Consider the following 21,219-nt stretch of genomic DNA (forward strand, 5'->3'; position numbering starts at 1 on the left):
AGCAGGCTCATCACCGTGACCACGGAATCCCTCGCCTCACGCCCCGTCCGCTCGCCAGCCTCCCCGCCCCCCGTGCTCGGCGGGCTCGGTCTGTTCGCGGTGCTGCTGGCCGCGGCCCTGCCCCTCGTCGACTTCTTCATCGTCAACGTCGCCCTGCCCACCATCGGCACCGACCTCGCCGCGGGCGAGGCGGTCCTCGAACTCGTCGTCGCCGGGTACGGGGTGTCGTACGCCGTCCTGCTGGTCCTCGGGGGCCGGCTCGGTGACCTGTTCGGCCGGCGGCGGCTGTTCCTCGGCGGTATGGCGGCCTTCGGGCTGACCTCGCTGGCGTGCGGACTGGCGCCGGACGCCTGGTCACTGGTCGCGGCCCGGGTCGCGCAGGGCGCGTCGGCCGCCGCGATGCTGCCGCAGGTCCTGGCCACCATCCAGGCCACCACGACCGGCCCCCGGCGCGCCAAGGCCATGGGCCTGTACGGCGCGACCGCCGGGCTGTCCATGGTCGCCGGACAGATCCTGGGCGGTGTCCTCGTCGCGGCCGACATCGCCGGTACCGGCTGGCGCTCGGTGTTCCTCGTCAATGTGCCGGTCGTCCTGGCCGGCCTGGTGCTGGCCGTCCGGGTGGTGCCGGAGACCCGCTCGCCACGGCCGGAGCCGGTCGATGTCCCCGGCACGTTCCTCCTCGGGGCCTCGCTGCTCACCCTGCTCGTCCCGCTCACCGAAGGGCGGGCGGCGGGCTGGCCGTTGTGGACGTGGCTGTCGCTGGCCGCGTTCCCGTTCGTGGCGGCGGCGTTCTACGCGGTGGAGCGCAGGGCCGACCGCGAGGGCCGTACGCCGCTGGTCCCGCCGAGCCTGTTCGCGCTCACCTCACTGCGCCGCGGACTGCTGCTCGTGCTGCCCTTCTCCATCGGCTTCAGCGGCTTCATGTTCGTGATCGCGGTGGCCTTGCAGGAGGGCGCCGGGCTCGGCCCGGTCGCCGCGGGCCTGGCGCTCCTGCCTCTGGCGGTGGTGTTCTTCGTCTTCTCCCTGCTGGGCCCGCGGCTGGTCGCCCGGTACGGGACGCGGGTGGTGACGGCCGGTGCCGTACTCCAGGGCGTGGGCCTGGCGCTGATGGCCCTGGCCGCGTGGCGCTTCTGGCCGCACCTCGGCTTCGTCGAACTGCTCCCGGGCGCGGCGGTCGCCGGTGCGGGCCAGGCACTGCAACTGCCCGTCATCTACCGGGTCGTCCTCTCCGAGGTGCCGCCCGCCCGCGCCGGTGTCGGCAGCGGCGTGATGATCACCACTCAGCAGTCGGCACTGGCCCTCGGTGTGGCCACCCTGGGCACGCTGTTCCTCTCCCTGGTCCCGGGGATGGGCATGCGGGACGCCCTGGTCACGACGCTGCTGGTGCAGCTCGCCGGGGTGGTGCTGACGGGTCTGCTGAGCCTCAGGCTGCCGCGCACGGTCGTCTGAGGCATCTCACGGCCTGATAACTCGCATCCGGGGAAGCCCTGTTGATGTTGGTCTTGCCGCACACTCCTTACTGCGAGCGGACCGGACGGGCCGGATTCCTGGACGCGGGAGGCGTCATGACGCAGATCGACACGAGCAAGGTGAGCCGCTGGGACCAGCACGGCCGTGAGCACGTGGTGCGGGTACAGCGCACGGGCATGCAGCGCACGATCAGATGCGACACCTGCGGCTGGCGCAGAGGCGCGCAGTTCCTGCCCTGGCTGAAGGCGGAAGAGCACCTGGCGGAGGCCCACCAGGCCACCGTGGACCCGACGGCGGCATGACCGGAGGAGAGAGACCGTGGTGACACGTCGATCTGTGATCAAGGCGGCGGGAGCCGGGACCTTAGCCGGCGGGGTGAGCACACCCGCGACCCTGGGTGCCCCCCGAGCCGCTGAGGCCACTGAGGCCACTGAGGCCGCTGACGTCCTGGCCGTCGTGGAGAAGAGCGGCCACGCGGTCGGCTTCTACGACACGGCGTCGGGGCGGCGGCTCAACTCCGTCCCGCTGCCCGACTACCCGCACGAGATGGTCGTCGACTCGCGCCGCCGCTTCGCCTACGTCGGCCACTACGGCGTGCGCATGTCCGCCACCGTCGGCGAGGGCGGCGCCGCGGTGTTCGTCATCGACCTCACCGAGCGGGCCCTGGCACGGACCATCGACACCCGGCCGTTCAACCGGATTCACGGCATGGGCATCGACCGCCACGACCGGCTGTACGCGCTGAGCGAGGAGAAGGCGGTCCTGCTCGGCTTCGACGACCCCACCACCGACCAGGCCCCGACCAGGGCGGTTCCCGCCCACGGCGTGAAGACGCACCTGTTCACGCTCAGTCGTGACGGTGAACGCGCCTATGTCACCGGCCTGTTGTCACACACCGTGAGCCTGGTCCGCCCGCACGACGCCTCCGCCCCACCGCTCCTCGCGACGCCCGGCCGGCTGCCCGAGAGCAGTTGTCTCAGCCGGGACGAGAAGACACTGTTCGTCGGGGCCCGCAAGAGCGCCTCCCTGGTCGCCCTGGACGCGCACAGCCTGCGGGTACGGCGGACCCGGAAGGTAGGCGGAGACCCGCTGCGGGTCTACACCCTCGACGAGGAGCGGCTGCTGGCGACGGACATCGTCGCCAACACCCTCACCGTGTTCAGCACCACCGATCTCCGCCCGATCCGGTCCCTCCAGCTCGACGGAACCCCGTCGGCCGTCTCCCTGCACCCCGCAAGGCCCCTGGCCTACGTGTCCCAGCTGGGCACGAACCGGGTCGCCGTCGTAGACCTGGAACGCTTCGCCGTCGTAGGCGACTTCGCCGCCGGGCTGGAGCCGGACTCATCCGTACTCCTGCCCGGCGCCTGACGTTCGCACCGGGCGGGCAGGGCGACGGGGCTGCTTCCTCCGGCATCAGGCGGCTCGCAGCCCCCGCACCACCAGCTCCACCAGAGCCTCGAACTCCCCCTCCACTCCGGGCTCCTCCCACTCCCGCGAGTAGCAGGGGTCGTGGAAACGCCCCGTCGCCTGGAAGACCGCGCGGGCCGAGGCCTCCGGGTCGGTGGCCGCGAAGTCGCCGTCCTCCACGCCGGACTGGATGATGCGGGTCAGCTGGGACTCCAGGTCGGTGATGTGCTCGTTCACCGCCGTGCCGGCCTCGTCCGTGAGGACCATGTAGGTGGCGAACAGCTCCGGGTCCTCGCCCGCCTTGCGGCGCTTCGCGGCGAACAGCGCGGCGAGCCAGTCCCGCAGCCGGGCCTCCGGGGCGCTGCCGCCGGCGACGATTCCGGACAGTTCCCCGGACGTGCGGTCCAGCCAGCGCTTGGTGACCGCCTCGCGCAGGGCCGCCTTGGTCCGGAAGTGGCGGTAGACGCTGCCGTGGCTGACACCGAGCGCCCGGGCGACGTCCACGACCGTGGCCTTGGCCGGGCCGTGGCGGCGCAGCACCTCCTCGGTGGCCTCGAGGATGCGCTCGGCGGTCAGGGTCTCGCTGGTCGGTGCCATGCCCTGACCGTACCCGGAGCCCGGTTCAGCTCTCGAGGTGCGCCATCTGGGCCGCCGGGTAGCGGTCCCCGGCGGCGGCACCGGCCGGTACGGCCTCCTCGATCGCGGCCAGGTCGGCCGCGTCCAGTGTCACGTCCAGTGCGCCCAGCGCCTCCGTGAGCCGGTCGCGGCGGCGGGCGCCGACCAGCGGCACGATGTCCGTCTTGTGGATTGAGCCGCGGGAGAGCACCCAGGCGATGGCGATCTGCGCGACGCTGGTGCCCTTCTGCTCGGCGATCTTCCGCAGCGCCTCGACCAGATCCAGGTTGTGCCGGAGGTTCTCGCCCTGGAACCGCGGCGACATCGTCCGGAAGTCTCCCGCGCCGAGCTGCCGGTCCGCGGTGAAGTGGCCCGATATCAGGCCCCGCGAAAGCACCCCGTATGCCGTGATCCCGATGCCCAGCTCACGCGTGGTGGGCAGGATCTCGTCCTCGATGCCGCGCGATATGAGGGAGTACTCGATCTGGAGGTCGGAGATCGGCGCGGTGGCGGCGGCCCTGCGGATGGTCTCGGCGCCGACCTCGCTCAGGCCGATGTGCCGCACATAGCCCTTCTCGACGAGTTCCGCGATCGCGCCGACCGTCTCCTCGATCGGCACGTCCGGGTCGAGGCGGGCGATGCGGTAGACGTCGATGTGGTCGACGCCGAGCCGCTGGAGGGAGTACGCGGCGAAGTTCTTCACGGCGGCGGGCCGGCCGTCGTAGCCCAGCCAGCTTTCCTCCGGGCCGCGCAGGGCGCCGAACTTGACGCTGACCAGCGCCTGTTCACGCCGGGCCGCGGGGGCCGCGCGCAGGGCCTCGCCGATCAGCAGTTCGTTGTGGCCCATGCCGTAGAAGTCGCCGGTGTCGAGCAGGGTGACGCCCGCTTCGAGCGCCGCGTGGAGGGTCGCGATGGATTCGGCCCGGTCCGCCTCGCCGTACAGCGCGGACATGCCCATGCAGCCGAGACCGAGGGCGGAGACCTGGGGGCCGGTGGTTCCGAGGGGTCGGGTTCGCATCGTCATGCCATCCACCCTGCCATAACAGCTGACAGATTTCAATATCTGTCAGTCCATAGATGTCAGCGCCTTCTCCATCGACGACTACCGCGCCGTGAACGCCAGCTTCGCCCCCAGCGCCACGAACGACCCCGCGAACCCCCGCCGCAGCCACGCCAGCACCCGCGGCCGCCCGATGACATGACTGCGCACCGACGCGGCCAGCACCCCGTACACCGCGAACACCACGAACGTCGCCAGCATGAACACCCCGCCCAGCCCCAGCATCCGCACCACCGCGTGCGGCTCCCCCGGGCTCACGAACTGCGGCAGGAACGCGAAGAAGAAGATCGTCAGCTTCGGATTGAGGATGTTGATCAGCACGCCTCGCACGATCACCCGCCGCGCCGACACCGGCCCCGGCGACACCGGCCCCGGCGCCGCCGCCCGCTCCTCCACCACGAGCGCCTCCTTGTCCCGCACGGTCGCCCACGCCATGTACAGCAGATAGGCGACCCCGGCGTACTTCAGCACCTCGAAGGCGGTCGCGCTCGCGTGCAACAGCGCGGCGACGCCGGTGACCGTGGCCAGCAGATGCGGCACGATCCCGAGCGTGCAGCCGACGGCCGCGACGACACTCGCGCGGCGCCCTCGGGAGAGCGCGGCGGCGAGGGTGTAGACGACGCCGGTGCCGGGCGTGGCGACGACGACCAGGGTGGTCAGCAGGAACGCGATACTCATGCGCCCACCCTGGCGCGGCGCCGCCCCGGTACACAGGTCCAATCGGCCGCCCCGCTGGAGGACCACTCCCCCATGAACGCGAAAGTGCCGGGCCCCTCCGAAGAGGAACCCGGCACCGTCGTGTACGCGAAAGGCGGTCAGCAGCCGACCAGGCGGGCCGCCAGGTACCCCTCGATCTGGTCGAGGGACACCCGCTCCTGCTTCATCGAGTCACGCTCGCGGACGGTGACCGCGTTGTCCTCGAGCGTGTCGAAGTCGACGGTCACACAGAACGGCGTACCGATCTCGTCCTGACGGCGGTAGCGGCGGCCGATGGCGCCGGCGTCGTCGAAGTCGATGTTCCAGTTCTGGCGCAGCGCCTGGGCGAGGCCCTTGGCCTTCGGGGAGAGCTCCGGGTTCCGGGACAGCGGGAGCACCGCGACCTTCACCGGCGCGAGGCGGTGGTCGAGGCGCAGCACGGTGCGCTTCTCCATCTTGCCCTTGGCGTTGGGCGCCTCGTCCTCGACGTAGGCGTCCAGGAGGAACGCCAGCATCGCGCGGCCGACACCGGCCGCGGGCTCGATGACGTACGGCGTCCAGCGCTCGCCGGCTTCCTGGTCGAAGTAGGTGAGGTCCTGGCCGGAGGCCTTGGAGTGGGCACCGAGGTCGTAGTCGGTGCGGTTGGCGACGCCCTCCAGCTCGCCCCACTCACTGCCGCCGAAGGAGAACCGGTACTCGATGTCGGCGGTGCGCTTGGAGTAGTGGGAGAGCTTCTCCTTCGGGTGCTCGAACCACCGCATGTTCTCCTCGCGCATACCGAGGCCGGTGTACCAGTTCCAGCGCTGCTCCATCCAGTACTCCTGCCACTTCTCGTCCTCGCCCGGCTTGACGAAGAACTCCATCTCCATCTGCTCGAACTCGCGGGTGCGGAAGATGAAGTTGCCGGGCGTGATCTCGTTGCGGAAGGACTTGCCCATCTGGGCGATGCCGAACGGCGGCTTGCGGCGCGAAGTGGTCTGCACCTGGGAGAAGTTGGTGAAGATGCCCTGCGCGGTCTCGGGCCGCAGATAGGCGACGGAGCCGGAGTCCTGCGTCGGGCCGAGGTGGGTCGACAGCAGGCCGGAGAACTGCTTGGGCTCGGTGAAGGTGCCCTTGTTTCCGCAGTTGGGGCAGTTGAGGTCGGCGAGCCCGTTCTCCGGGGCGCGGCCCTTCTTCTCCTCGTAGGCCTCCTCCAGGTGGTCCGCGCGGAACCGCTTGTGGCAGGAGGTGCACTCGGTGAGGGGGTCCGTGAACGTGGCGACATGGCCGGAGGCGACCCAGACCTCGGGGGCCAGGATGACGGACGAGTCGATACCGACCACGTCCTCGCGCGACGTCACCATGTAGCGCCACCACTGGCGCTTGAGGTTCTCCTTGAGCTCGACACCCAGCGGGCCGTAGTCCCAGGCGGCGCGCTGACCGCCGTAGATCTCACTACAGGGGAATACGAAGCCACGGCGCTTGCTCAGGCTGACGATGGTGTCGATCTTGTCGGCGGCCACGGTGCTCTCTTCATTACGACGACGGGCGACGAAGCGAGTTGCTTCCAGCGAATGATTCAGGTTACCGGCGGGGACGCCCCTCCAATCAAATCGCTCCCCCCTCAGCGGCCGCCAGAGGGTCGCGGACCCTGTTTCAAGCCTGTTCAGGACGTTTGTTGACAACGGTTTCCATATTTGTTGAAAATGAGTGTCATGAACGTACGACGACGCCTCATACCCGCCGCCGCGGCCGCCTCTCTCGGCCTCGGCGCTCTGACCGCCTGCTCCAGCGACAGCGCGGCGACGGGCAACACGGAGAAGTTCGACGTCGTCGCGTCGTTCTACCCGATGGCGTTCCTCGCCGAGCAGATAGGCGGCGACCACGCGAACGTCACCAGTCTGACCGAGCCCGGCCAGGAGCCGCACGACCTGGAGATCAGCACCCAGCAGCGTGCCCAGCTCGAGGAGGCCGACGCGGCGCTCTTCCTCAAGGGGCTCCAGCCCGCCGTCGACGAGGCCGTGACACAGACCGGCATCGAGACGAAGATCGACGCGGCCTCGCTGACCCACCTCGAGGACCATGGGACCGGCGGCCACACCCATGAGAACGGCGAGGAAGCGCACTCCGAGGAGGAGGAGCACGGCCGCGACCCGCACGTCTGGCTCGACCCCGTGAAGTACGCCGAGATCGCCCAGGGCGTCGGCAAGGCCTTCGAGAAGGCCGACCCGGACCACGCGGCCGACTACAAGAAGAACACCGAGGCCCTGGTCAAGAAGCTGAACGGCCTGAACAGCGACTTCGAGAACGGCCTGAAGGACAGCAAGTCCAAGGTCTTCTTCACCAACCACGCCGCCTTCGGCTACCTCGCCGAGCGCTACGGCCTCACCCAGGAGGCCATCTCCGGCGTCGACCCCGAGAGCGAGCCCAGCGCCGCCCGGGTCAAGGAGCTCCAGCAGGAGGCCAAGGCCGACGGCGTCACCACCGTCTTCTACGAGACGCTGGTCTCCGACCGGACCGCGAAGACCCTGGCCCGGGACGCGAACCTGAAGACGGACGTCCTCGACCCCCTTGAGGGCATCACCGACAAGTCCCGGGGCGACGACTACTTCCAGGTCATGGAAGCCAACCTCAAGGCCCTGCGGACGGCTCTGGGAGCCAAGTGACTCACCGATCGGAGGACGGCATGACCGAGCCCGTCGTATCCCTGCGCGGCGTCCGCGCGGAACTGGGCTCGCGCCCCGTCCTGCGCGGCATCGACCTCACCGTGCGACGCGGCGAGGTCGTCGCGCTGCTCGGCGCGAACGGCTCCGGCAAGTCCACGGCCGTACGCGGCATCATCGGCCAGGTGCAGACCGGCGCCGGCGAGATCGAGCTGTTCGGCACGGACCGCGCGCGGTTCCGCGACTGGCACCGCGTGGGCTACGTCCCGCAGCGCACCACCGCCGCGGGCGGCGTGCCCGCCACGGTGACCGAGGTGGTCTCCTCGGGCCGCCTGTCCCGGGCCCGCTTCGGCGTGCTGCGCAAGGCCGACCGCGAGGCCGTACGACGCGCCCTGGACCTGGTCGGCATGGCGGACCGGGCCAAGGACTCCGTCGACGCCCTCTCGGGCGGCCAGCACCAGCGGGTCCTGATCGCCCGCGCCCTCGCCTCCGAGCCCGAGCTGCTGATCATGGACGAGCCGATGGCCGGCGTCGACCTGGCCAGCCAGGAGGTCCTCGCGCACACCCTCACCAAGCAGGTCGCCCAGGGCACCACCGTGCTGCTCGTGCTGCACGAACTGGGCCCGCTCGAGCCCCTCATCGACCGGGCGGTCGTCCTGCGCGACGGCTGCGTGGTGCACGACGGACCGCCCCCGAAGGCGGTCGGGCAGCACGCCCTCCCCGGCCACGACCACGTACACCCGCACGCACCGGCGGGCGTCGAACCGATCCGTACGGGACTGCTGAGCTGATGGACTTCCTCGACTACGCCTTCATGCAGCGGGCCCTGCTCGCCGCCGTCCTGGTCGGCGTCACGGCCCCCGCGGTCGGGATCTACCTGGTCCAGCGCCGCCAGGCCCTGATGGGCGACGGCATCGGCCACGTGGCGATGACCGGCGTCGGCCTCGGCTTCCTGCTGACCTGGTCCCCGGTGTGGATGGCGACCCTCGTCTCCGTCCTCGGCGCGGTCCTCATGGAGCTGATCCGCTGGTACGGCAAGACCCGCGGCGACATCGCCCTCGCGATGCTGTTCTACGGCGGCATGGCGGGCGGTGTGATGTTCATCAACCTCGCGCCGACGGGCTCCAACGCCAACCTGACGTCGTACCTGTTCGGCTCCCTGTCGACGGTGTCCGAGTCGGACGTCACGGCGATCTGCGTGCTGGCCGCCTTCGTCGTCCTGGTCACGCTCGGCCTGCGCCGGCAGCTGTTCGCGGTCAGCCAGGACGAGGAGTTCGCCCGGGTCACGGGCCTGCCGGTGCGTGCCCTGAACCTGCTGACGGCGATCACCGCGGCCGTCACGGTGACGGTGGCGATGCGCGTGGTCGGTCTGCTGCTGGTCAGCGCGCTGATGGTGGTGCCCGTCGCGGCGGCCCAGCAGATCAGCCGCAGCTTCGCGGCCACGTTCGCGATCGCCGTCGCCATCGGCGTGAGCGTGACGATCGGCGGCACGGTCACCTCGTACTACCAGGACGTCCCGCCCGGTGCGACGATCGTATTGCTGACCATCGGCGCGTTCATCGTGCTGACGGCGCTCGCGGCTCCGCTGGCCCGCCGCCGCGCCCGCGCCCGGGCTTCCGCGCAATCCGCGCACGACCCCGGCGAGTGCGCGATTCCGGGTACCCGGGGGGCGGCCGACGAAGTCGGCGTCTGACCGCCCCCACCCCGGGCTGGCACAATGACCCGGGCAAGGCAGACGTGAGGAGGCAACGGTGACGACCGCTGGACCGTCCGTGAAGGGCCGCGCCACCCGGCAGCGGGCCGCCGTGTCGGCGGCCCTGGAAGAGGTCGACGAGTTCCGCAGTGCGCAGGACCTGCACGACATGCTCAAGCACAAGGGCGACTCGGTCGGGCTCACCACGGTCTACCGCACGCTCCAGTCCCTCGCCGACGCCGGTGAGGTCGATGTCCTGCGTACCGCCGACGGCGAGTCCGTGTACCGCCGTTGCTCCACGGATGACCATCACCACCACCTTGTGTGCCGGGGGTGCGGCAAGGCTGTTGAGGTGGAAGGGCCGGCTGTGGAGAAGTGGGCGGAGGCCGTTGCCTCGGAGCACGGGTTTGTGAACGTGGCTCACACGGTGGAGATTTTCGGAACCTGTGCGGAGTGTGCGGCTGCGGACCGGTGAGTTGTCGGGTGCGGGTGCGTTGTGGTTGCTCGCGCCCACGCGGCGGAGCCGCATATCGATACAGCCCCGCGCCCCTGAGGTCAGTGACCTTCAGGTTCGATTGAAGCAGCGCTCCAGTTCCTTGAGGTCGTAGAACTTGCTGCCCTTGGCTATGGGGTGGCAGCCCGCCTTGAAGGCCGCCTCCTTCTCGTTGTAGAGCATGCGGACGAGATAGGTGTTGCCCTTGTGGAAGACGTCCCACTGGATGTTGGAGGCCATGGGGGCGACGGAGGCGCCGCGCCAGGTGTTGTCGGCGTAGGTGTAGGGGTGCGCGGCCGTGACACCCTGCGTGCTGCCCGGGAGCTTCATCAGTGCCGCGAGGGGGATGATCTCCTCGGCGTGGGTGAAGCGGAGTTCGGCGCCCAGGTCGCTGGTGCCGGCGCGCTTGGCCTCGACCTGCTTGAAGAAGTCGTCGAGGAGGACGTCCGCCATCTTGTACGTGATGTCGCTGTCGGCGAAGCCGGGGCCCTTCTCGTAGAAGTCCTCGACGTCGCTGAGGTATCCGAACCAGGCGGCGTCGCCGCGCGAGATGTACCGCTCCATGCCCCAGCCCTTGCCGCCGGGGCTCTCCGCGCTCATGGCCGGGGCGATGGCGTACAGGTTGTAGACGGCCTGGGCGGCCTGCACCTCGGTGCCGATCGAGGCGAACTCGCCGTCGGTGATCCGCTGGACGAAAGCCGGGGTGAAGAGCTCGCGCAGGACGCTGCGGGCGGCCCGGTGGGTCTTCGGCTGGTCGGTGAGCTTGTCGAGCGTGTCCGCGAGGCGCTGGTCGCCCGCGATGTAGTCGCGGTAGGCGGCGCCCCCGGCCGCCTTGTGGAAGTACAGCAGGTTCTCGTCGGCGCGGGCCGGGCCGATCAGCGGCTTCAGCGCCGGGTCGGTGTTCCCGAGCGCCGCCGCGAACAGGTTGCCGCTGTCGACGGCCCGCCCCTGCCCGGAGCTGACGACGTCGATCTTGTCGCCGTCCTTGGCGATCTGCCGGAACAGCCCCGGCAGCCGCTGCTCCATGCGTACGGCCGTGCCCTCGATCTCCTGCTTGCCGCGGCCGCTGAGGCTGCCGTAGCCGACCTTGGCCATCTCGGCTTCCAGAGCCCGCACCTGGGGCCCGAACTCCCGCCCCTTACGCGTGAGCTGCCCCTCGGCCTGTGCCTTGTCCCACAGGGCGAGGATCAGGTCGCCGTCCTCGCCGTCGGTGGCGGCGCGGGAGCCGTGCCGGGAGACGTTCTCGGTGAAGACGGCCGTATAACCGGCCGGGGGCCGCTGGTAGGAGTGGGTGTTCTGCTGCGGGGCGTAGGAGGCCTTGGTGCCGAAGCTGTCGCGGACGGTGCCGGAGTCATGGCCGGTGTGGTGGTCCGTCGCCAGGGCGGCCGACGGGGCCACCACCAGGGTGGCGAGGCCGAGGGCCAGCGCGGGGGTGAGACGTCTCATGGAGGTGCCGTTTCGTTCGGGACCGCACCAAAGCGACTGAAGCGACTGATGCGGCAGACCGGGTGATCCGCCGCATCGTCGAGTCGGTACGTGAACTTCGCGTGGCCCGGTGGCGGCCGGGGCGTGGCCGACCGTCCTGGCCTTGCCAAAAAAACCTCAGGCGGACGGCATGAGGCCTCGGGCGGTGAGCCTGCGGCGGACGAGCAGCGACAGGGCGGAAGAGGCGAGGATGACGACGCCGCCGATACGCAGGAGGAGGTCGTAGGCGCGCTCCGGGCCGGTCTGGGGGGTGAGGGAGGTGATCGCCGCCGCTACGGCCGCGAGGCCGATGGCACCCAGGGTGACGAGGGCCGTGAGGACGACACCGGAGGCCTCGCCGGCGCGGGCGGGCGGGACGACCTGCTGGGTGGCCACGCTGGCGAAGGTCCAGCCGAGGCCCAGGCCGAGCGCGCACCAGGTGAAGACGGGCAGATAGACCCACCAGGACCAGGCCCAGCTCAGCCCGATCATGCCGGTGCCCGCGATGGTCCCGGCCAGGGCCATGACGCTGGTGGGGCGCATCCGGGTGGAGAGCCAGGCGCCGATGGGCCCGGCGCAGGCCACCATCACGGCCGGGGCGAGGAACACCGTGCCGGACAGGATCGCGGACAGGCCCCGCACCTGCTGCAACTGCAGGGTGGCGAGGAACACGGTGACGGCGTAGCCCATGTTGGCCACCGACCCCATCACGGTGACGAGGTCGAAGGGGATGTTGCGGAAGAGCCGGAAGTCGACCAGCGGATGCCGGCAGGTCCGCTCCCGCAGGACGAACAGCGCACCGGCCACCACCGCGACGCCCAGCAGGGCGAGTGTGCGCGCGTGGTCCCAGCCCCAGGCGCTGCCCCGCTCCACGGCGAGGGTCAGGGCGGCCAGGCTGGTCACCACGGCCAGACAGCCGGGCAGGTCGATCTGGCGGGGAGCGCTCTCGTCCCGGGAGTCGGGGACGTAGCGCAGGGCGATCAGCAGGGAGAGGGCGCTGAGCGGCGCCAGCAGCCAGAAGATCCATCGCCAGCCGGGCCCGTCGGTGAAGCCACCTCCCACGAACGGCCCGAGGGCGGTGCCGACGTTGGCGATCCCGAACATCGCGCCGAGCGCCCGGGCCCGGGTCTCCTCGGGGAAGGCGTTGCTGATGACGGAGACCGACACGGGAAAGATCAGTGCCGCCCCGGCACCCTGCACCACCCGGCACACGACGAGGACGCCCAGGGTGGGCGCGAGAGCACAGCCGACGGAGGCGGCGGCGAACAGGCCGGTCCCGATCAGCAGGATCGGCCGGCGGCCGAGCAGATCGCCCAGCCGTCCGCCGACGATGAAGAGACAGCCGATGGCGAGCATGTAGGCGGACAGCGTCCACTGGGCCGCCGAGACCGTCGTGTCCAGCTCGGCGGAGATGCCGGGGATGGCCAGGTTGAGCGCGAAGAAGTCCAGCTGGATGCAGAGCAGGGCGAGCGAGGCCGCGACGAAGGCCCCGGCCCGCTTCGAGGTCTGCTGGGGCGCGCTGACGGCCGTCGAACCCATGCCACCAGCACACCGCCGGTGGGGCCCGGCTGCCACCGCAGGGGCTGCCGGGCCCAGGGGGCCGGTGGGACTGCCAGGGCCGGTGGGGCTGCCAGGGCCGGTGGGGCTGCCAGGGCCGGTGGGGCTGCCGGGGCCGGTGGGATCTGAAGCGAGGAGCCCTACTCCTGCTTGCCCTCCATGGCCAGCAGCTCCTCGTTCGGGATGGCCCCGCCGAACCGCCGGTCGCGCGAGGCGAACTCCAGGCACGCCCGCCACAGGTCACGCCGGTCGAAGTCCGGCCACAGCACGTCCTGGAACACCATCTCGGCGTACGCGCTCTGCCAGATCAGGTAGTTGGAGGTGCGCTGCTCACCGCTCGGGCGCAGGAACAGGTCCACGTCCGGCATGTCCGGGTAGTACATGTACTTCGAGAAGGTCTTCTCGTTGACCTTCGACGGGTCGAGCTTGCCGCTCTTCACGTCCTCGGCCAGCGCCTGCGCGGCGTCGGCGATCTCGGCCCGCCCGCCGTAGTTCATGCAGAAGTACAGGGTGAGCTTGTCGTTGTCCTTGGTCTGCTCCTGGGCGATCTGGAGCTCCTTGGCCACGGAACGCCACAGCTTCGGCATCCGGCCCACCCAGCGCACCCGGATCCCCAGCTCGTCGAGCTGGTCGCGGGTCTTGCGGATGAAGTCCCGGTTGAAGTTCATCAGGAAGCGCACCTCGTCGGGCGAGCGCTTCCAGTTCTCGGTGGAGAAGGCGTACAGGGAGATGGCGCCCACGCCCATCTCGATGGCGCCCTGGAGCACGTCCAGCACCCGCTCGGCGCCGACCTTGTGGCCCTCGGTACGCGGCAGGCCCCGGTCCTTGGCCCAGCGGCCGTTGCCGTCCATGACGATCGCCACATGCTTCGGTACGAGCTCTCCGAGCTTCGGCGGCCGTGCGCCGGACGGGTGCGGCTCCGGCGTCCTGTACTCCCGGCGCTGCCGCCCCAGGATCCCGCGTACGGCCATGTGTCTCTCGCTCCTCGTGCTCGCTTGCTTCTGTGTTGCTTACTTCTCGACGTAGCGCAGGGAACGCAGCCCGCGCTCCATGTGCCAGTGCAGATACGCGGACACCAGCCCGCTGCCCTCGCGGACGTACCGCGCCTCGCACGCGTCCGCGGTGTCCCAGTCTCCCGTAAGCAGCGCGGCGAGGAGTTCGAGGGCCTGGGGCGAGGGTACGACGCTGCCGGGCACCCGGCAGTCCACGCAGACGGAGCCGCCCGAGGCGACCGAGAAGAACCGGTTGGGCCCGGGCATCCCGCATTTCGCGCAGTCCGTGAAGCTCGGGGCGTAGCCGTTGACGGCGAGGGAGCGCAGCAGGAAGGCGTCGAGCACGAGATGGGGAGCGTGCTCGCCCCGGGCGAGGGTCCGCAGTCCGCCGACGAGCAGCAGATACTGCTGCACGGCCGGCTCCCCCTCGTGGTCGGTGAACCGCTCGGCGGTCTCCAGCATGACCGTCCCGGCGGTGTACCGAGCGTAGTCACTGACGATCCCGCCGCCGTACGGCGCGATGGTCTCACTCTGCGTGCACAGCGGCAGTCCACGCCCGATCAGCTCGCTCCCCTTCGCGAAGAACTGCACGTCGACGTGCGAGAAGGGTTCGAGGCGCGCACCGAACTTCGACTTCGTCCGGCGCACGCCCCGGGCCACGGCCCGTACCCGTCCGTGACCGCGCGTGAGCAGCGTGATGATCCGGTCCGCCTCACCCAGCTTCTGGGTGCGCAGCACGATGCCGTCGTCGCGGAACAGACTCATGGCGTCATTCTCGCAGGGTCACCGGGTCGCCCGGGTCGTCCGGGCCTCCCTGGTCGTCCGGGTCAAGGGACCTCACCCCTGCTGCGTGCGTTGGCGTACGCCGTCGCCGCGCTCAGCCGCTCGGCCGGGGTGGCGTGCCGGACGGCGCCGGGGTCCACGTCCCATTCCTTCCCGCCGCCGTACGGCCGCAGCTGCACATAGGGCCCCTCATGCCCCATGACGATGCCGATGCGTCCGCTGCGGGTGTCCACGACATACGCGCCGACCGGGGGCTTCATCGCAGCACCGCCGCGAGCCGCCGGGCGGTCTCCACGGAACACCGGCCCAATTCCACGAGCGGACAGGGTGCTTCCCGCGCAAGACTCACCGGGTCCAGGCCCAGTGACGGCAGGGTAATTCCCGCCTTCGCGAGTTCTGCCCGCAATTCTTTCACCGCGTCCTCCGCTTCTTCGACGCAGTGCGCCGAGTGTCGTGCCTCCACCGTGCTCCCCTTCCATTTCCAGTTTCACTCTTCGCATCCCCACGGTGACGCTCCGCGCCTACACTCGGGAGGGGTCTGTGCCCTACAACTGCGGGGCAGCACAAAGGGGTTCGGCAATGGCCAACGGTTCTCGTCAGGCGGCGTGGGAGTTCTTCGGCACGGAGCTCAAGCGACGGAGGGAGGACGCGGGGATCACCCAGGTGGAGCTGGGGCTACGGGTTTTCGTCTCCGGCGGATACATCGGCCAGTTCGAACAGGCCATTCGCAAGCCACAGTTGGACGTGGCGCAGCGGATCGACGGGGTGCTGCAAACCGACGGTATTTTCGAGCGGTTGTGCAGGAAGCTGATTGACGATAAGCGGTATGCGGATTATTTCGCCAAGGCAGCGGAGCTGGAGGCGCAGGCTACGGAGATCTGCGAGTTCGCGCCCGCGCTGGTGCCGGGGCTGCTGCAAACACCGGCCTACGCGAGGGCGGTCACGCTGGCGATGAACCCGTTCGCGCCGGACGAGTTCATCGCCGAAAAGGTGTCGGGCCGTATGGAGCGCGCGCAGATCCTCAAGGACGCTACCCGCCCCGTGTATTGGGTGATCCTCCACGAGAACGTGCTGCGCATCCCGGTCGGCGGACCCGCCGTCATGGCGGAGCAGCTGGAGCGCGTGGTGGCACTGGCGCGGGAGCGGACGGTGATGGTGCAGGTGCTGCCGTACGCGGCTGGGGCGTACGCGCTCATGAACGGCATGGTGCAGCTGATGGAGTTCGAGGACGCTCCGCCCACCGCCTATACAGAAGCCGTGTATTCGGGAAATCTGTTGGACGATCCGGCTGTGGTGAAGCACGCCTGCGCGGCTTACGATCTGCTCAGGGCCGCCGCGCTGTCGCCAGAGGCGTCCCTGGCCCTGATCGAGTCGGCGGCGGAGGACTTCAGACGATGCGCGACTACGACCTGAGCAAAGCGGGCTGGCGCAAGAGCACCTACAGCGACGGCAACGGGGGCAGCTGCGTCGAGGTCGCCGACGGAGTCCCGGGCACCGTCCCCGTCCGCGACAGCAAGATGGCCGACGGCCCTGTGCTCCTGGTCGGGTCGTATGCGTGGAGGGCGTTCATACGCACGGTCGGGGCCGCCGGCTCCGGGGGTGGGAGTAGGGGGTAAACCCCCTGAAGAAGAGGGCAGTTGCCCGGATGTAGTCAGGGTCGGGGTGCCGTCAGGCTCCTCCCATGACGCAGATCAAGCGCAACTCCTCACTGATCGCGGCCTCCGCCGTCCTGCTCGGGCTCGCCGTCCCGCTGACCGCTTCGGCCGCCCCTGCCGAGCCTCTCGATTGGACCAAGTGCGAGGGCCCCGGCCTCGACCCCCGTCAGCAGTGCGCCACCGTCGACGTGCCCATGGACTACTCCGACCCCGACGGGCGGCAGATCCAGATCGCCGTCTCCCGTCTCCCCAGTGAGAAGCCCTCCGCTCGCCGGGGTGCGCTGTTACTCATCCCGGGCGGGCCCGGTGGGGTCAGTCTCGATGATCCGTCGGGCAAGGGGCAGAAGCTGCCGCAGGAGGTGCGGGACGCCTATGACCTGATCGGGTTCGCGCCGCGCGGGATGGCGCCGTCCAGTACCGCCTCGTGTGGGCTGGAGAGCAAGGACCTGGCCCTCGCCAAACTGCCCTGGCCCGCCCCGGACGGCTCCGTCACCGAGACCATGGCCACCGCCCGGCGTATCGCCGGCGCCTGTGCCCGCAACGGCGGTGAGCTGATACGGCACATCAGCAGCGCCAACGAGGCCCGCGACCTCGACCGCGTCCGGGCCGCCCTGGGCGAGAGCCGGATCTCCGCGTGGGGCGACTCGTACGGCACATACGTCGGCTCCCTCTACAGCCAGTTGTTCCCGCACCGCACCGACCGCATCGTGCTGGACAGCAACGACAACCCCGACCCCACCCGGGTGGGACGCGCCTGGCTCGCCGCGTTCGAGACCGGCGTGGAGGACAACTTCCCGGAGTTCGCCAAGTGGGCGTCCCGGCCCGGCAATCCGCACCGGGTGGCCCGTAAGGCCGCAGACGTACGCCCCCTCTTCCTGCGGCTGGCCGAACGGCTCGACCGCGAGCCCCTCCCCTGGCCCGGTGCCAACCCGCCGGAGCTGAACGGCAACGTCCTGCGCCAGACCATGCTGAACAGCCTCTACGGACCCGACGAGTACCCCGCGCTGGCGCAGATGATCCTGGCCACGCGCAAGGGCACCGTGCCGCCCGTGCCCGAGGCCCCGGACGAGTCGATGATGCAGAGCGCCGCCGCCGTCGGCGTCGGCACGCTCTGCAACGACGTCGCCTGGCCCAAGTCCGTCGCCCACTACCAGAAGGGGACCGACGAGAGCCGGGCGAGGTTCCCCCTGACGGCGGGCATGCCGCGCGGTGCCATGCCCTGTGCCGCCTGGCCGTTCACGCCGAAGGAGCCGCCGGTTCGGATCACCGACGACGGTCCCTCCAACATCCTGCTCGTGCAGAACGTGCGGGACGTCGCCACCCCGCTGAGCGGGGCCCGCGAGCTCCGGCGTGCCTTCGGCGACCGGGCCGTCATGGTGACGGTGAACTCCACGGGCCACGGCGCCTACCTCGCCAACGGCAACGCCTGCGGCGACCGGACCGTCTCCCGCTTCCTGGCGACGGGCGAGCGCCCGGACCGGGACACCTACTGCGCCTAGGTCAGCGCTGGGCGAGGGGTGCCGGGGCTTCCTGGATCGCCCAGCCGTTGCCGTCGGGGTCCTGGAAGAAGAGGAAGGAGTTCCAGCTCTCCTCACCCCGGCCCTCCGCCCAGCCGGACGCGCTCACGTGCAGGACCGGCGACACCTCCACCCCGCGTCCCACCAGCTCCGCCCTGGCCTTCTCGATGTCCGTGACACAGAGCTGGAGGCCCTGCAGCGAGCCGGGAGCCGCCAGGGGCTGCCCCGGCGCCTGGGGCATCCCGGACTCCAGCACGATGGAGCAGCGGGAGCCGGGCGGCGTGAGCTGGACGAAGCGGCCCACGCCCTCGAAGAACAACGCGTCGATCTCGGCGCGGAAACCGCATCGGTCCACGTAGAAGGCCTTGGCCCGGTCCACGTCGGTGACCGGTACGGTGATCACCTCAAGGGTCCATTCCATAGGCGCACCTCCTCAGCCATCGTCCCTCCGTGCCCCGGGTCACGCCCGTCGGGCGTATCGGCGGGCCACCGCGTGGAACGCCTCCTTCGGTTCCCAGTGCCAGCCGGAGGCGGGGTCGTCCGGACGGTCCTTGATCGCCTTGGTGATGGCGTACGTCGCGATGTCGAGGTCGAGCCGGGGCTCGTCCGGGCGGTGCGGGGCGTCCGCGCTGATGAACTCGAAGGTCATCGCCGCGTACAGGCCCATCGAGGCGAAGACGTCCAGCAGCTCGCCCACGTACTCGGCCTGGACGCGCTCGCTGCGGACCGGGTCCCCCTTGATCTCCGGCGGCTCCTTGTCGTAGTCGACGATGTCCCAGCCCATGCCGCCCGTCTCGGGGGCGCCGACGTACGCGCACGTGCCGAACTCGGTGATGGCGAGCGGCTTGCCCCAGCGCAGGTACTGCTTCAGCTCCCGGACGTAGTCGGACCGCTTCTCGAAGTACGAGTAGTAGTCGATGCCGACGATGTCGAAGAGGCTCCAGTCCGGGTCGTCGATGCTCTGGGCGGCGGCGTAGCTGAGGTTGCCGTTGAAGACGGAGCGGCCGACCTTCGCGGCCCTCGCCGTGAACTCGGCGAGCCGGCGGCGCGTCCGCGGCCAGTCGACGGTGCCGTTCTGGAGGTGCCTGATGCGTTCCAGGACCGTCTCGCCCGGCAGGATGCCGGGGACGAACAGCCAGAACTCACAGCCGACGCTGAGGTCGACACTCGCGCCCTGGCGCCGCAGCCGCTCCGCGAACCTGCCGGTCTCGGCGAGGTGTTCCAGGATGTCCCGCTGCGGGGCGTCCCCGAGGGTCGGCTGCAGCCAGATGTGCAGCCCGCGTTCGGCGGCCTCGGCGGCGGTGGCGGTGAGCCGTTCGACGCCGTCCCCCGTGACGTCGATGGTGTCGGCGTGCAGGTCGTCACGGATGGCCCGCACATCCGCCCGCATCCGCCGGGCGCTCCACGCGGTGCCGGGTGTCTCACCCTCCCCGACGGTGTAGACGACGCCTTGCCGGCGCAGTCCCCGGCCGTGCCCGGCTTCCGTGGCCCGGGCCTGCCCGGCCGATGCCACCATCCCGGCGGCCCCCAGCGCCGCGGCCCCGGCCAGGAACTGCGCCCGGCTGACTCCCTTGCCCTGCTTGCTCCCCTTGGTCTCTTCCATGCCGTTCACTGTGCCGAGGCGGGCCCCGGGTCCGCTGTCGGCCGTCGGTCTACGGCAGCGCGACCAAGGTATGAGGCGCCGCGCCGAAGGAGGGGATCCTCGGGCTCAGCTCCTCGGGCTCAGCCCTCGCCGAACCGGCGCACGTACCGCCGCTGCCAGGGCGTCTCCACCGCACGCCGGTCGTAGTGCCGGCGGACGTACGCCACCGCCTCCTCACCCGGCACGCCGTCCAGAACGGCCAGGCAGGCCAGGGCCGTGCCCGTGCGGCCGCGGCCTCCGTCGCAGGCGATCTCCACGCGCTCCGAGGCGGCCCGCTCCCACGCGTCGGCCAGCGCCAGGCGTGCGGCCGGCCGGTCCGACGGGAGACGGAAATCGGGCCAGCGGATCCAGCCCGACCCCCAGGGGACCTCGGGCGGCTGCCCGCCGAGGAGGTAGACGCCGTAGGAGGGCACGGGCGCGCTGGGGTCCAGGGGGTGGCGGAGGCCTCGTCCCCGTACCAGCCGGCCGGAGGGCAGTCTGAGGACGCCGGTGTCAGTCTCGCTCCACACATCACTCACGCCCCTCATCATGCTCCGCACCCGCCCGCCCGGGTGCGAAATCAGCCCGCCCCCAGGACTCCTCGCCCGCCCGGGTGCGAAATCAGCCCACCCCCCGCGACTCCTCCGCCGCCCGCGCCTCGATCCCCCGGAAGTGGACCGCCATCGCCCGCTGCGCGCCCTCCACATCGCGGGCGCGCAGGGCCGTGACGATGTCGCGGTGGCGGCGGACCGTGATCTCGGGGGTGGGGTCGTCGGTCCAGCCGCGGGCGCCGGAGACCCGCCGGAAGACGGTCCAGAAGGCGGCGAGGAGCTGGGGGACCAGGGCGTTGCCGAGGGAGGCGTACAGGACCTCGTGGAACTCGCGGTCGAGGTCGGGGAAGGTGCTGCCCATGCGGGCCGTGGCGCCCGCCGACTCCATACGGGTCACCACGCGCTCCAGCCTGTCCAGTTCCGCCTCGGTGAGTGTCGCGGCCACCCGGCGGATCAGGCCCTCCTCCAGCACCTCGCGGACCTGGAGGATCTCGGCGAGGGCGCCGGTGTCGTCGTCGTGCCGGGCCAGGGTGCGGAAGGTCAGGCCGTCGACGAGCGGGGTGAGGGAGGCCTGGCCGACATAGGTGCCGTAGCCGTGTCTGATCTCGACGATGTCGAGGGCCTGGAGGGCCTTGAGGGCCTCGCGGACGGAGTTGCGGCTGACGCCGAGGGTGTCCATCAGTTCGGCCTCGGTGGGCAGCGGCGCGCCGGCGGTGAGTCTGCGGTCGAGGATGAGCTGGACGACCTGGCGCTGTATCCGGCTGGTCCTGGGCTCCTCGGACATGCGCCGCATCGTACGCGCCATGGACGTCCCACGTCCCACCTCTGGCGGTACCCGGTGCCGGGCAGCCCTGATAGGCCGTCAACTCACGCCATTTCACAGTGCCATTGGTGCGACCTCTGGCAGATACGCCATTCGTGTGCGCCCTCTTGACCGCCCTCACGCCCCCTCCTATGGTCGCGCTGACCGGCAGGACGTAGGACGTCGTATCTCCCGCCCCTT

Annotated in this window: 24 protein-coding genes; 10 read left to right on the plus strand and 14 right to left on the minus strand. The window is 70.6% G+C overall.

The features are described from left to right. The first annotated feature begins 15 nt into the window (after window positions 1-15). The 3 genes from ACIBK5_RS28205 (at window position 16) to ACIBK5_RS28215 (ending at window position 2,838) form a co-directional block, all read left to right on the plus strand. A complete protein-coding gene (locus ACIBK5_RS28205; protein ID WP_399023705.1) occupies window positions 16-1,449 on the plus strand; it encodes an MFS transporter in 1,434 nt (477 codons plus the stop codon). A gap of 116 nt (window positions 1,450-1,565) precedes the next feature. Continuing rightward, window positions 1,566-1,772, plus strand: a complete 207-nt coding sequence (locus ACIBK5_RS28210) for a hypothetical protein (protein ID WP_382493367.1) — start codon at window positions 1,566-1,568, stop codon at window positions 1,770-1,772. Window positions 1,773-1,845: 73 nt separating this feature from the next. Beyond that, on the plus strand, window positions 1,846-2,838 hold the full coding sequence (locus tag ACIBK5_RS28215) for a YncE family protein (protein WP_399023707.1): 993 nt from the start codon (window positions 1,846-1,848) through the stop codon (window positions 2,836-2,838). 45 nt (window positions 2,839-2,883) lie between these two features. Here the strand turns inward: ACIBK5_RS28215 and ACIBK5_RS28220 are convergent, their stop codons facing one another. The 4 genes from ACIBK5_RS28220 to ACIBK5_RS28235 all read right to left on the minus strand — a co-directional run bounded on the left by ACIBK5_RS28220 (window position 2,884) and on the right by ACIBK5_RS28235 (window position 6,750). Further along, window positions 2,884-3,474: a TetR family transcriptional regulator gene (locus ACIBK5_RS28220; RefSeq protein WP_399023708.1), complete on the minus strand. Its 591-nt coding sequence runs from the start codon at window positions 3,472-3,474 to the stop codon at window positions 2,884-2,886. A 25-nt stretch (window positions 3,475-3,499) separates the two neighbouring features. Beyond that, window positions 3,500-4,516 carry an aldo/keto reductase gene (locus ACIBK5_RS28225; protein WP_399023710.1) on the minus strand — a complete coding sequence of 339 codons (1,017 nt, stop codon included), beginning with the start codon at window positions 4,514-4,516 and terminating at the stop codon, window positions 3,500-3,502. A gap of 78 nt (window positions 4,517-4,594) precedes the next feature. After that, window positions 4,595-5,230 carry a LysE family translocator gene (locus tag ACIBK5_RS28230; protein ID WP_399023712.1) on the minus strand — a complete coding sequence of 212 codons (636 nt, stop codon included), beginning with the start codon at window positions 5,228-5,230 and terminating at the stop codon, window positions 4,595-4,597. Window positions 5,231-5,367: 137 nt separating this feature from the next. After that, on the minus strand, window positions 5,368-6,750 hold the full coding sequence (locus ACIBK5_RS28235; RefSeq protein ID WP_399023714.1) for a glycine--tRNA ligase: 1,383 nt from the start codon (window positions 6,748-6,750) through the stop codon (window positions 5,368-5,370). 192 nt (window positions 6,751-6,942) lie between these two features. On the opposite strand from ACIBK5_RS28235, the gene ACIBK5_RS28240 reads away from it, so the two are divergent. The 4 genes from ACIBK5_RS28240 to ACIBK5_RS28255 are packed head-to-tail and all read left to right on the plus strand — an operon-like array spanning window position 6,943 to window position 10,058. Next, window positions 6,943-7,893 (plus strand): metal ABC transporter substrate-binding protein, encoded by a 951-nt coding sequence (locus ACIBK5_RS28240; RefSeq protein ID WP_399023716.1) that lies wholly within the window; start codon window positions 6,943-6,945, stop codon window positions 7,891-7,893. A gap of 20 nt (window positions 7,894-7,913) precedes the next feature. Continuing rightward, window positions 7,914-8,681 (plus strand): metal ABC transporter ATP-binding protein, encoded by a 768-nt coding sequence (locus ACIBK5_RS28245; protein WP_399023718.1) that lies wholly within the window; start codon window positions 7,914-7,916, stop codon window positions 8,679-8,681. Beyond that, window positions 8,681-9,583, plus strand: a complete 903-nt coding sequence (locus tag ACIBK5_RS28250; RefSeq protein WP_399023720.1) for a metal ABC transporter permease — start codon at window positions 8,681-8,683, stop codon at window positions 9,581-9,583. Before ACIBK5_RS28245 ends, ACIBK5_RS28250 begins: the two co-directional genes overlap by 1 nt. Window positions 9,584-9,641: 58 nt before the next feature. After that, entirely contained in the window at window positions 9,642-10,058 is a 417-nt protein-coding gene (locus ACIBK5_RS28255; RefSeq protein ID WP_399023723.1) for a Fur family transcriptional regulator, read from the plus strand. 90 nt (window positions 10,059-10,148) lie between these two features. Here the strand turns inward: ACIBK5_RS28255 and ACIBK5_RS28260 are convergent, their stop codons facing one another. From ACIBK5_RS28260 to ACIBK5_RS28285, 6 genes are all read right to left on the minus strand, one after another. After that, on the minus strand, window positions 10,149-11,522 hold the full coding sequence (locus tag ACIBK5_RS28260; protein ID WP_399023725.1) for a histidine-type phosphatase: 1,374 nt from the start codon (window positions 11,520-11,522) through the stop codon (window positions 10,149-10,151). Between the two features lie 156 nt (window positions 11,523-11,678). After that, window positions 11,679-13,079 carry an MFS transporter gene (locus tag ACIBK5_RS28265; RefSeq protein ID WP_399023727.1) on the minus strand — a complete coding sequence of 467 codons (1,401 nt, stop codon included), beginning with the start codon at window positions 13,077-13,079 and terminating at the stop codon, window positions 11,679-11,681. Between the two features lie 158 nt (window positions 13,080-13,237). Beyond that, the gene (locus tag ACIBK5_RS28270) at window positions 13,238-14,068 is read right to left on the minus strand and encodes an isoprenyl transferase (RefSeq protein ID WP_391097412.1); all 831 of its coding nucleotides are present in this window, start codon (window positions 14,066-14,068) and stop codon (window positions 13,238-13,240) included. 39 nt (window positions 14,069-14,107) lie between these two features. Beyond that, window positions 14,108-14,854, minus strand: a complete 747-nt coding sequence (gene recO / locus ACIBK5_RS28275) for a DNA repair protein RecO (protein WP_189723392.1) — start codon at window positions 14,852-14,854, stop codon at window positions 14,108-14,110. A gap of 62 nt (window positions 14,855-14,916) precedes the next feature. Next, window positions 14,917-15,132 carry a hypothetical protein gene (locus ACIBK5_RS28280; RefSeq protein ID WP_189723394.1) on the minus strand — a complete coding sequence of 72 codons (216 nt, stop codon included), beginning with the start codon at window positions 15,130-15,132 and terminating at the stop codon, window positions 14,917-14,919. Beyond that, complete coding sequence (locus ACIBK5_RS28285; protein ID WP_229845541.1) at window positions 15,129-15,335, minus strand: hypothetical protein; 207 nt, start codon at window positions 15,333-15,335, stop codon at window positions 15,129-15,131. Before ACIBK5_RS28285 ends, ACIBK5_RS28280 begins: the two co-directional genes overlap by 4 nt. A 116-nt stretch (window positions 15,336-15,451) precedes the next feature. On the opposite strand from ACIBK5_RS28285, the gene ACIBK5_RS28290 reads away from it, so the two are divergent. The 3 genes from ACIBK5_RS28290 (at window position 15,452) to ACIBK5_RS28300 (ending at window position 18,026) form a co-directional block, all read left to right on the plus strand. Next, complete coding sequence (locus tag ACIBK5_RS28290) at window positions 15,452-16,285, plus strand: Scr1 family TA system antitoxin-like transcriptional regulator (protein WP_399023731.1); 834 nt, start codon at window positions 15,452-15,454, stop codon at window positions 16,283-16,285. After that, window positions 16,267-16,488, plus strand: a complete 222-nt coding sequence (locus tag ACIBK5_RS28295; RefSeq protein WP_399023733.1) for a DUF397 domain-containing protein — start codon at window positions 16,267-16,269, stop codon at window positions 16,486-16,488. The genes ACIBK5_RS28290 and ACIBK5_RS28295 overlap by 19 nt, the downstream gene beginning before the upstream one ends. Before the next feature lie 65 nt (window positions 16,489-16,553). Further along, complete coding sequence (locus ACIBK5_RS28300; RefSeq protein ID WP_399023735.1) at window positions 16,554-18,026, plus strand: alpha/beta hydrolase; 1,473 nt, start codon at window positions 16,554-16,556, stop codon at window positions 18,024-18,026. A gap of 1 nt (window position 18,027) precedes the next feature. On the opposite strand, the gene ACIBK5_RS28305 is transcribed toward ACIBK5_RS28300, so the two are convergent. The 4 genes from ACIBK5_RS28305 to ACIBK5_RS28320 all read right to left on the minus strand — a co-directional run bounded on the left by ACIBK5_RS28305 (window position 18,028) and on the right by ACIBK5_RS28320 (window position 21,009). Then, window positions 18,028-18,465, minus strand: a complete 438-nt coding sequence (locus tag ACIBK5_RS28305) for a VOC family protein (RefSeq protein ID WP_399023737.1) — start codon at window positions 18,463-18,465, stop codon at window positions 18,028-18,030. Window positions 18,466-18,504: 39 nt separating this feature from the next. Beyond that, window positions 18,505-19,647, minus strand: coding sequence for an abortive phage infection protein (locus tag ACIBK5_RS28310; protein WP_399023739.1), 1,143 nt, complete (start codon window positions 19,645-19,647; stop codon window positions 18,505-18,507). Between the two features lie 119 nt (window positions 19,648-19,766). Beyond that, window positions 19,767-20,204, minus strand: a complete 438-nt coding sequence (locus ACIBK5_RS28315) for a protein phosphatase (protein ID WP_399023741.1) — start codon at window positions 20,202-20,204, stop codon at window positions 19,767-19,769. A gap of 82 nt (window positions 20,205-20,286) precedes the next feature. Next, window positions 20,287-21,009 carry a FadR/GntR family transcriptional regulator gene (locus ACIBK5_RS28320; RefSeq protein ID WP_399024049.1) on the minus strand — a complete coding sequence of 241 codons (723 nt, stop codon included), beginning with the start codon at window positions 21,007-21,009 and terminating at the stop codon, window positions 20,287-20,289. Window positions 21,010-21,219 lie beyond the last annotated feature (210 nt).

It is taken from the genome of Streptomyces sp. NPDC050546 (genome assembly GCF_044457425.1).
Lineage (GTDB): Bacteria > Actinomycetota > Actinomycetes > Streptomycetales > Streptomycetaceae > Streptomyces.

Excerpts from the sequence above, each read along its gene's own strand:
- ACIBK5_RS28295 (WP_399023733.1), top strand. The coding sequence starts at position 16,267 with ATGCGCGACTACGACCTGAGCAAAGCGGGCTGGCGCAAGAGCACCTAC.
- ACIBK5_RS28300 (WP_399023735.1), top strand. The coding sequence starts at position 16,554 with ATGACGCAGATCAAGCGCAACTCCTCACTGATCGCGGCCTCCGCCGTC.
- ACIBK5_RS28245 (WP_399023718.1), top strand. The coding sequence starts at position 7,914 with ATGACCGAGCCCGTCGTATCCCTGCGCGGCGTCCGCGCGGAACTGGGC.
- ACIBK5_RS28230 (WP_399023712.1), bottom strand. The coding sequence starts at position 5,230 with ATGAGTATCGCGTTCCTGCTGACCACCCTGGTCGTCGTCGCCACGCCC.
- ACIBK5_RS28250 (WP_399023720.1), top strand. The coding sequence starts at position 8,681 with ATGGACTTCCTCGACTACGCCTTCATGCAGCGGGCCCTGCTCGCCGCC.
- ACIBK5_RS28210 (WP_382493367.1), top strand. The coding sequence starts at position 1,566 with ATGACGCAGATCGACACGAGCAAGGTGAGCCGCTGGGACCAGCACGGC.
- ACIBK5_RS28305 (WP_399023737.1), bottom strand. The coding sequence starts at position 18,465 with ATGGAATGGACCCTTGAGGTGATCACCGTACCGGTCACCGACGTGGAC.
- ACIBK5_RS28320 (WP_399024049.1), bottom strand. The coding sequence starts at position 21,009 with ATGCGGCGCATGTCCGAGGAGCCCAGGACCAGCCGGATACAGCGCCAG.
- ACIBK5_RS28220 (WP_399023708.1), bottom strand. The coding sequence starts at position 3,474 with ATGGCACCGACCAGCGAGACCCTGACCGCCGAGCGCATCCTCGAGGCC.
- ACIBK5_RS28260 (WP_399023725.1), bottom strand. The coding sequence starts at position 11,522 with ATGAGACGTCTCACCCCCGCGCTGGCCCTCGGCCTCGCCACCCTGGTG.
- ACIBK5_RS28270 (WP_391097412.1), bottom strand. The coding sequence starts at position 14,068 with ATGGCCGTACGCGGGATCCTGGGGCGGCAGCGCCGGGAGTACAGGACG.
- ACIBK5_RS28290 (WP_399023731.1), top strand. The coding sequence starts at position 15,452 with ATGGCCAACGGTTCTCGTCAGGCGGCGTGGGAGTTCTTCGGCACGGAG.
- recO (WP_189723392.1), bottom strand. The coding sequence starts at position 14,854 with ATGAGTCTGTTCCGCGACGACGGCATCGTGCTGCGCACCCAGAAGCTG.
- ACIBK5_RS28265 (WP_399023727.1), bottom strand. The coding sequence starts at position 13,079 with ATGGGTTCGACGGCCGTCAGCGCGCCCCAGCAGACCTCGAAGCGGGCC.
- ACIBK5_RS28240 (WP_399023716.1), top strand. The coding sequence starts at position 6,943 with ATGAACGTACGACGACGCCTCATACCCGCCGCCGCGGCCGCCTCTCTC.
- ACIBK5_RS28310 (WP_399023739.1), bottom strand. The coding sequence starts at position 19,647 with ATGGAAGAGACCAAGGGGAGCAAGCAGGGCAAGGGAGTCAGCCGGGCG.
- ACIBK5_RS28225 (WP_399023710.1), bottom strand. The coding sequence starts at position 4,516 with ATGACGATGCGAACCCGACCCCTCGGAACCACCGGCCCCCAGGTCTCC.
- ACIBK5_RS28280 (WP_189723394.1), bottom strand. The coding sequence starts at position 15,132 with ATGAAGCCCCCGGTCGGCGCGTATGTCGTGGACACCCGCAGCGGACGC.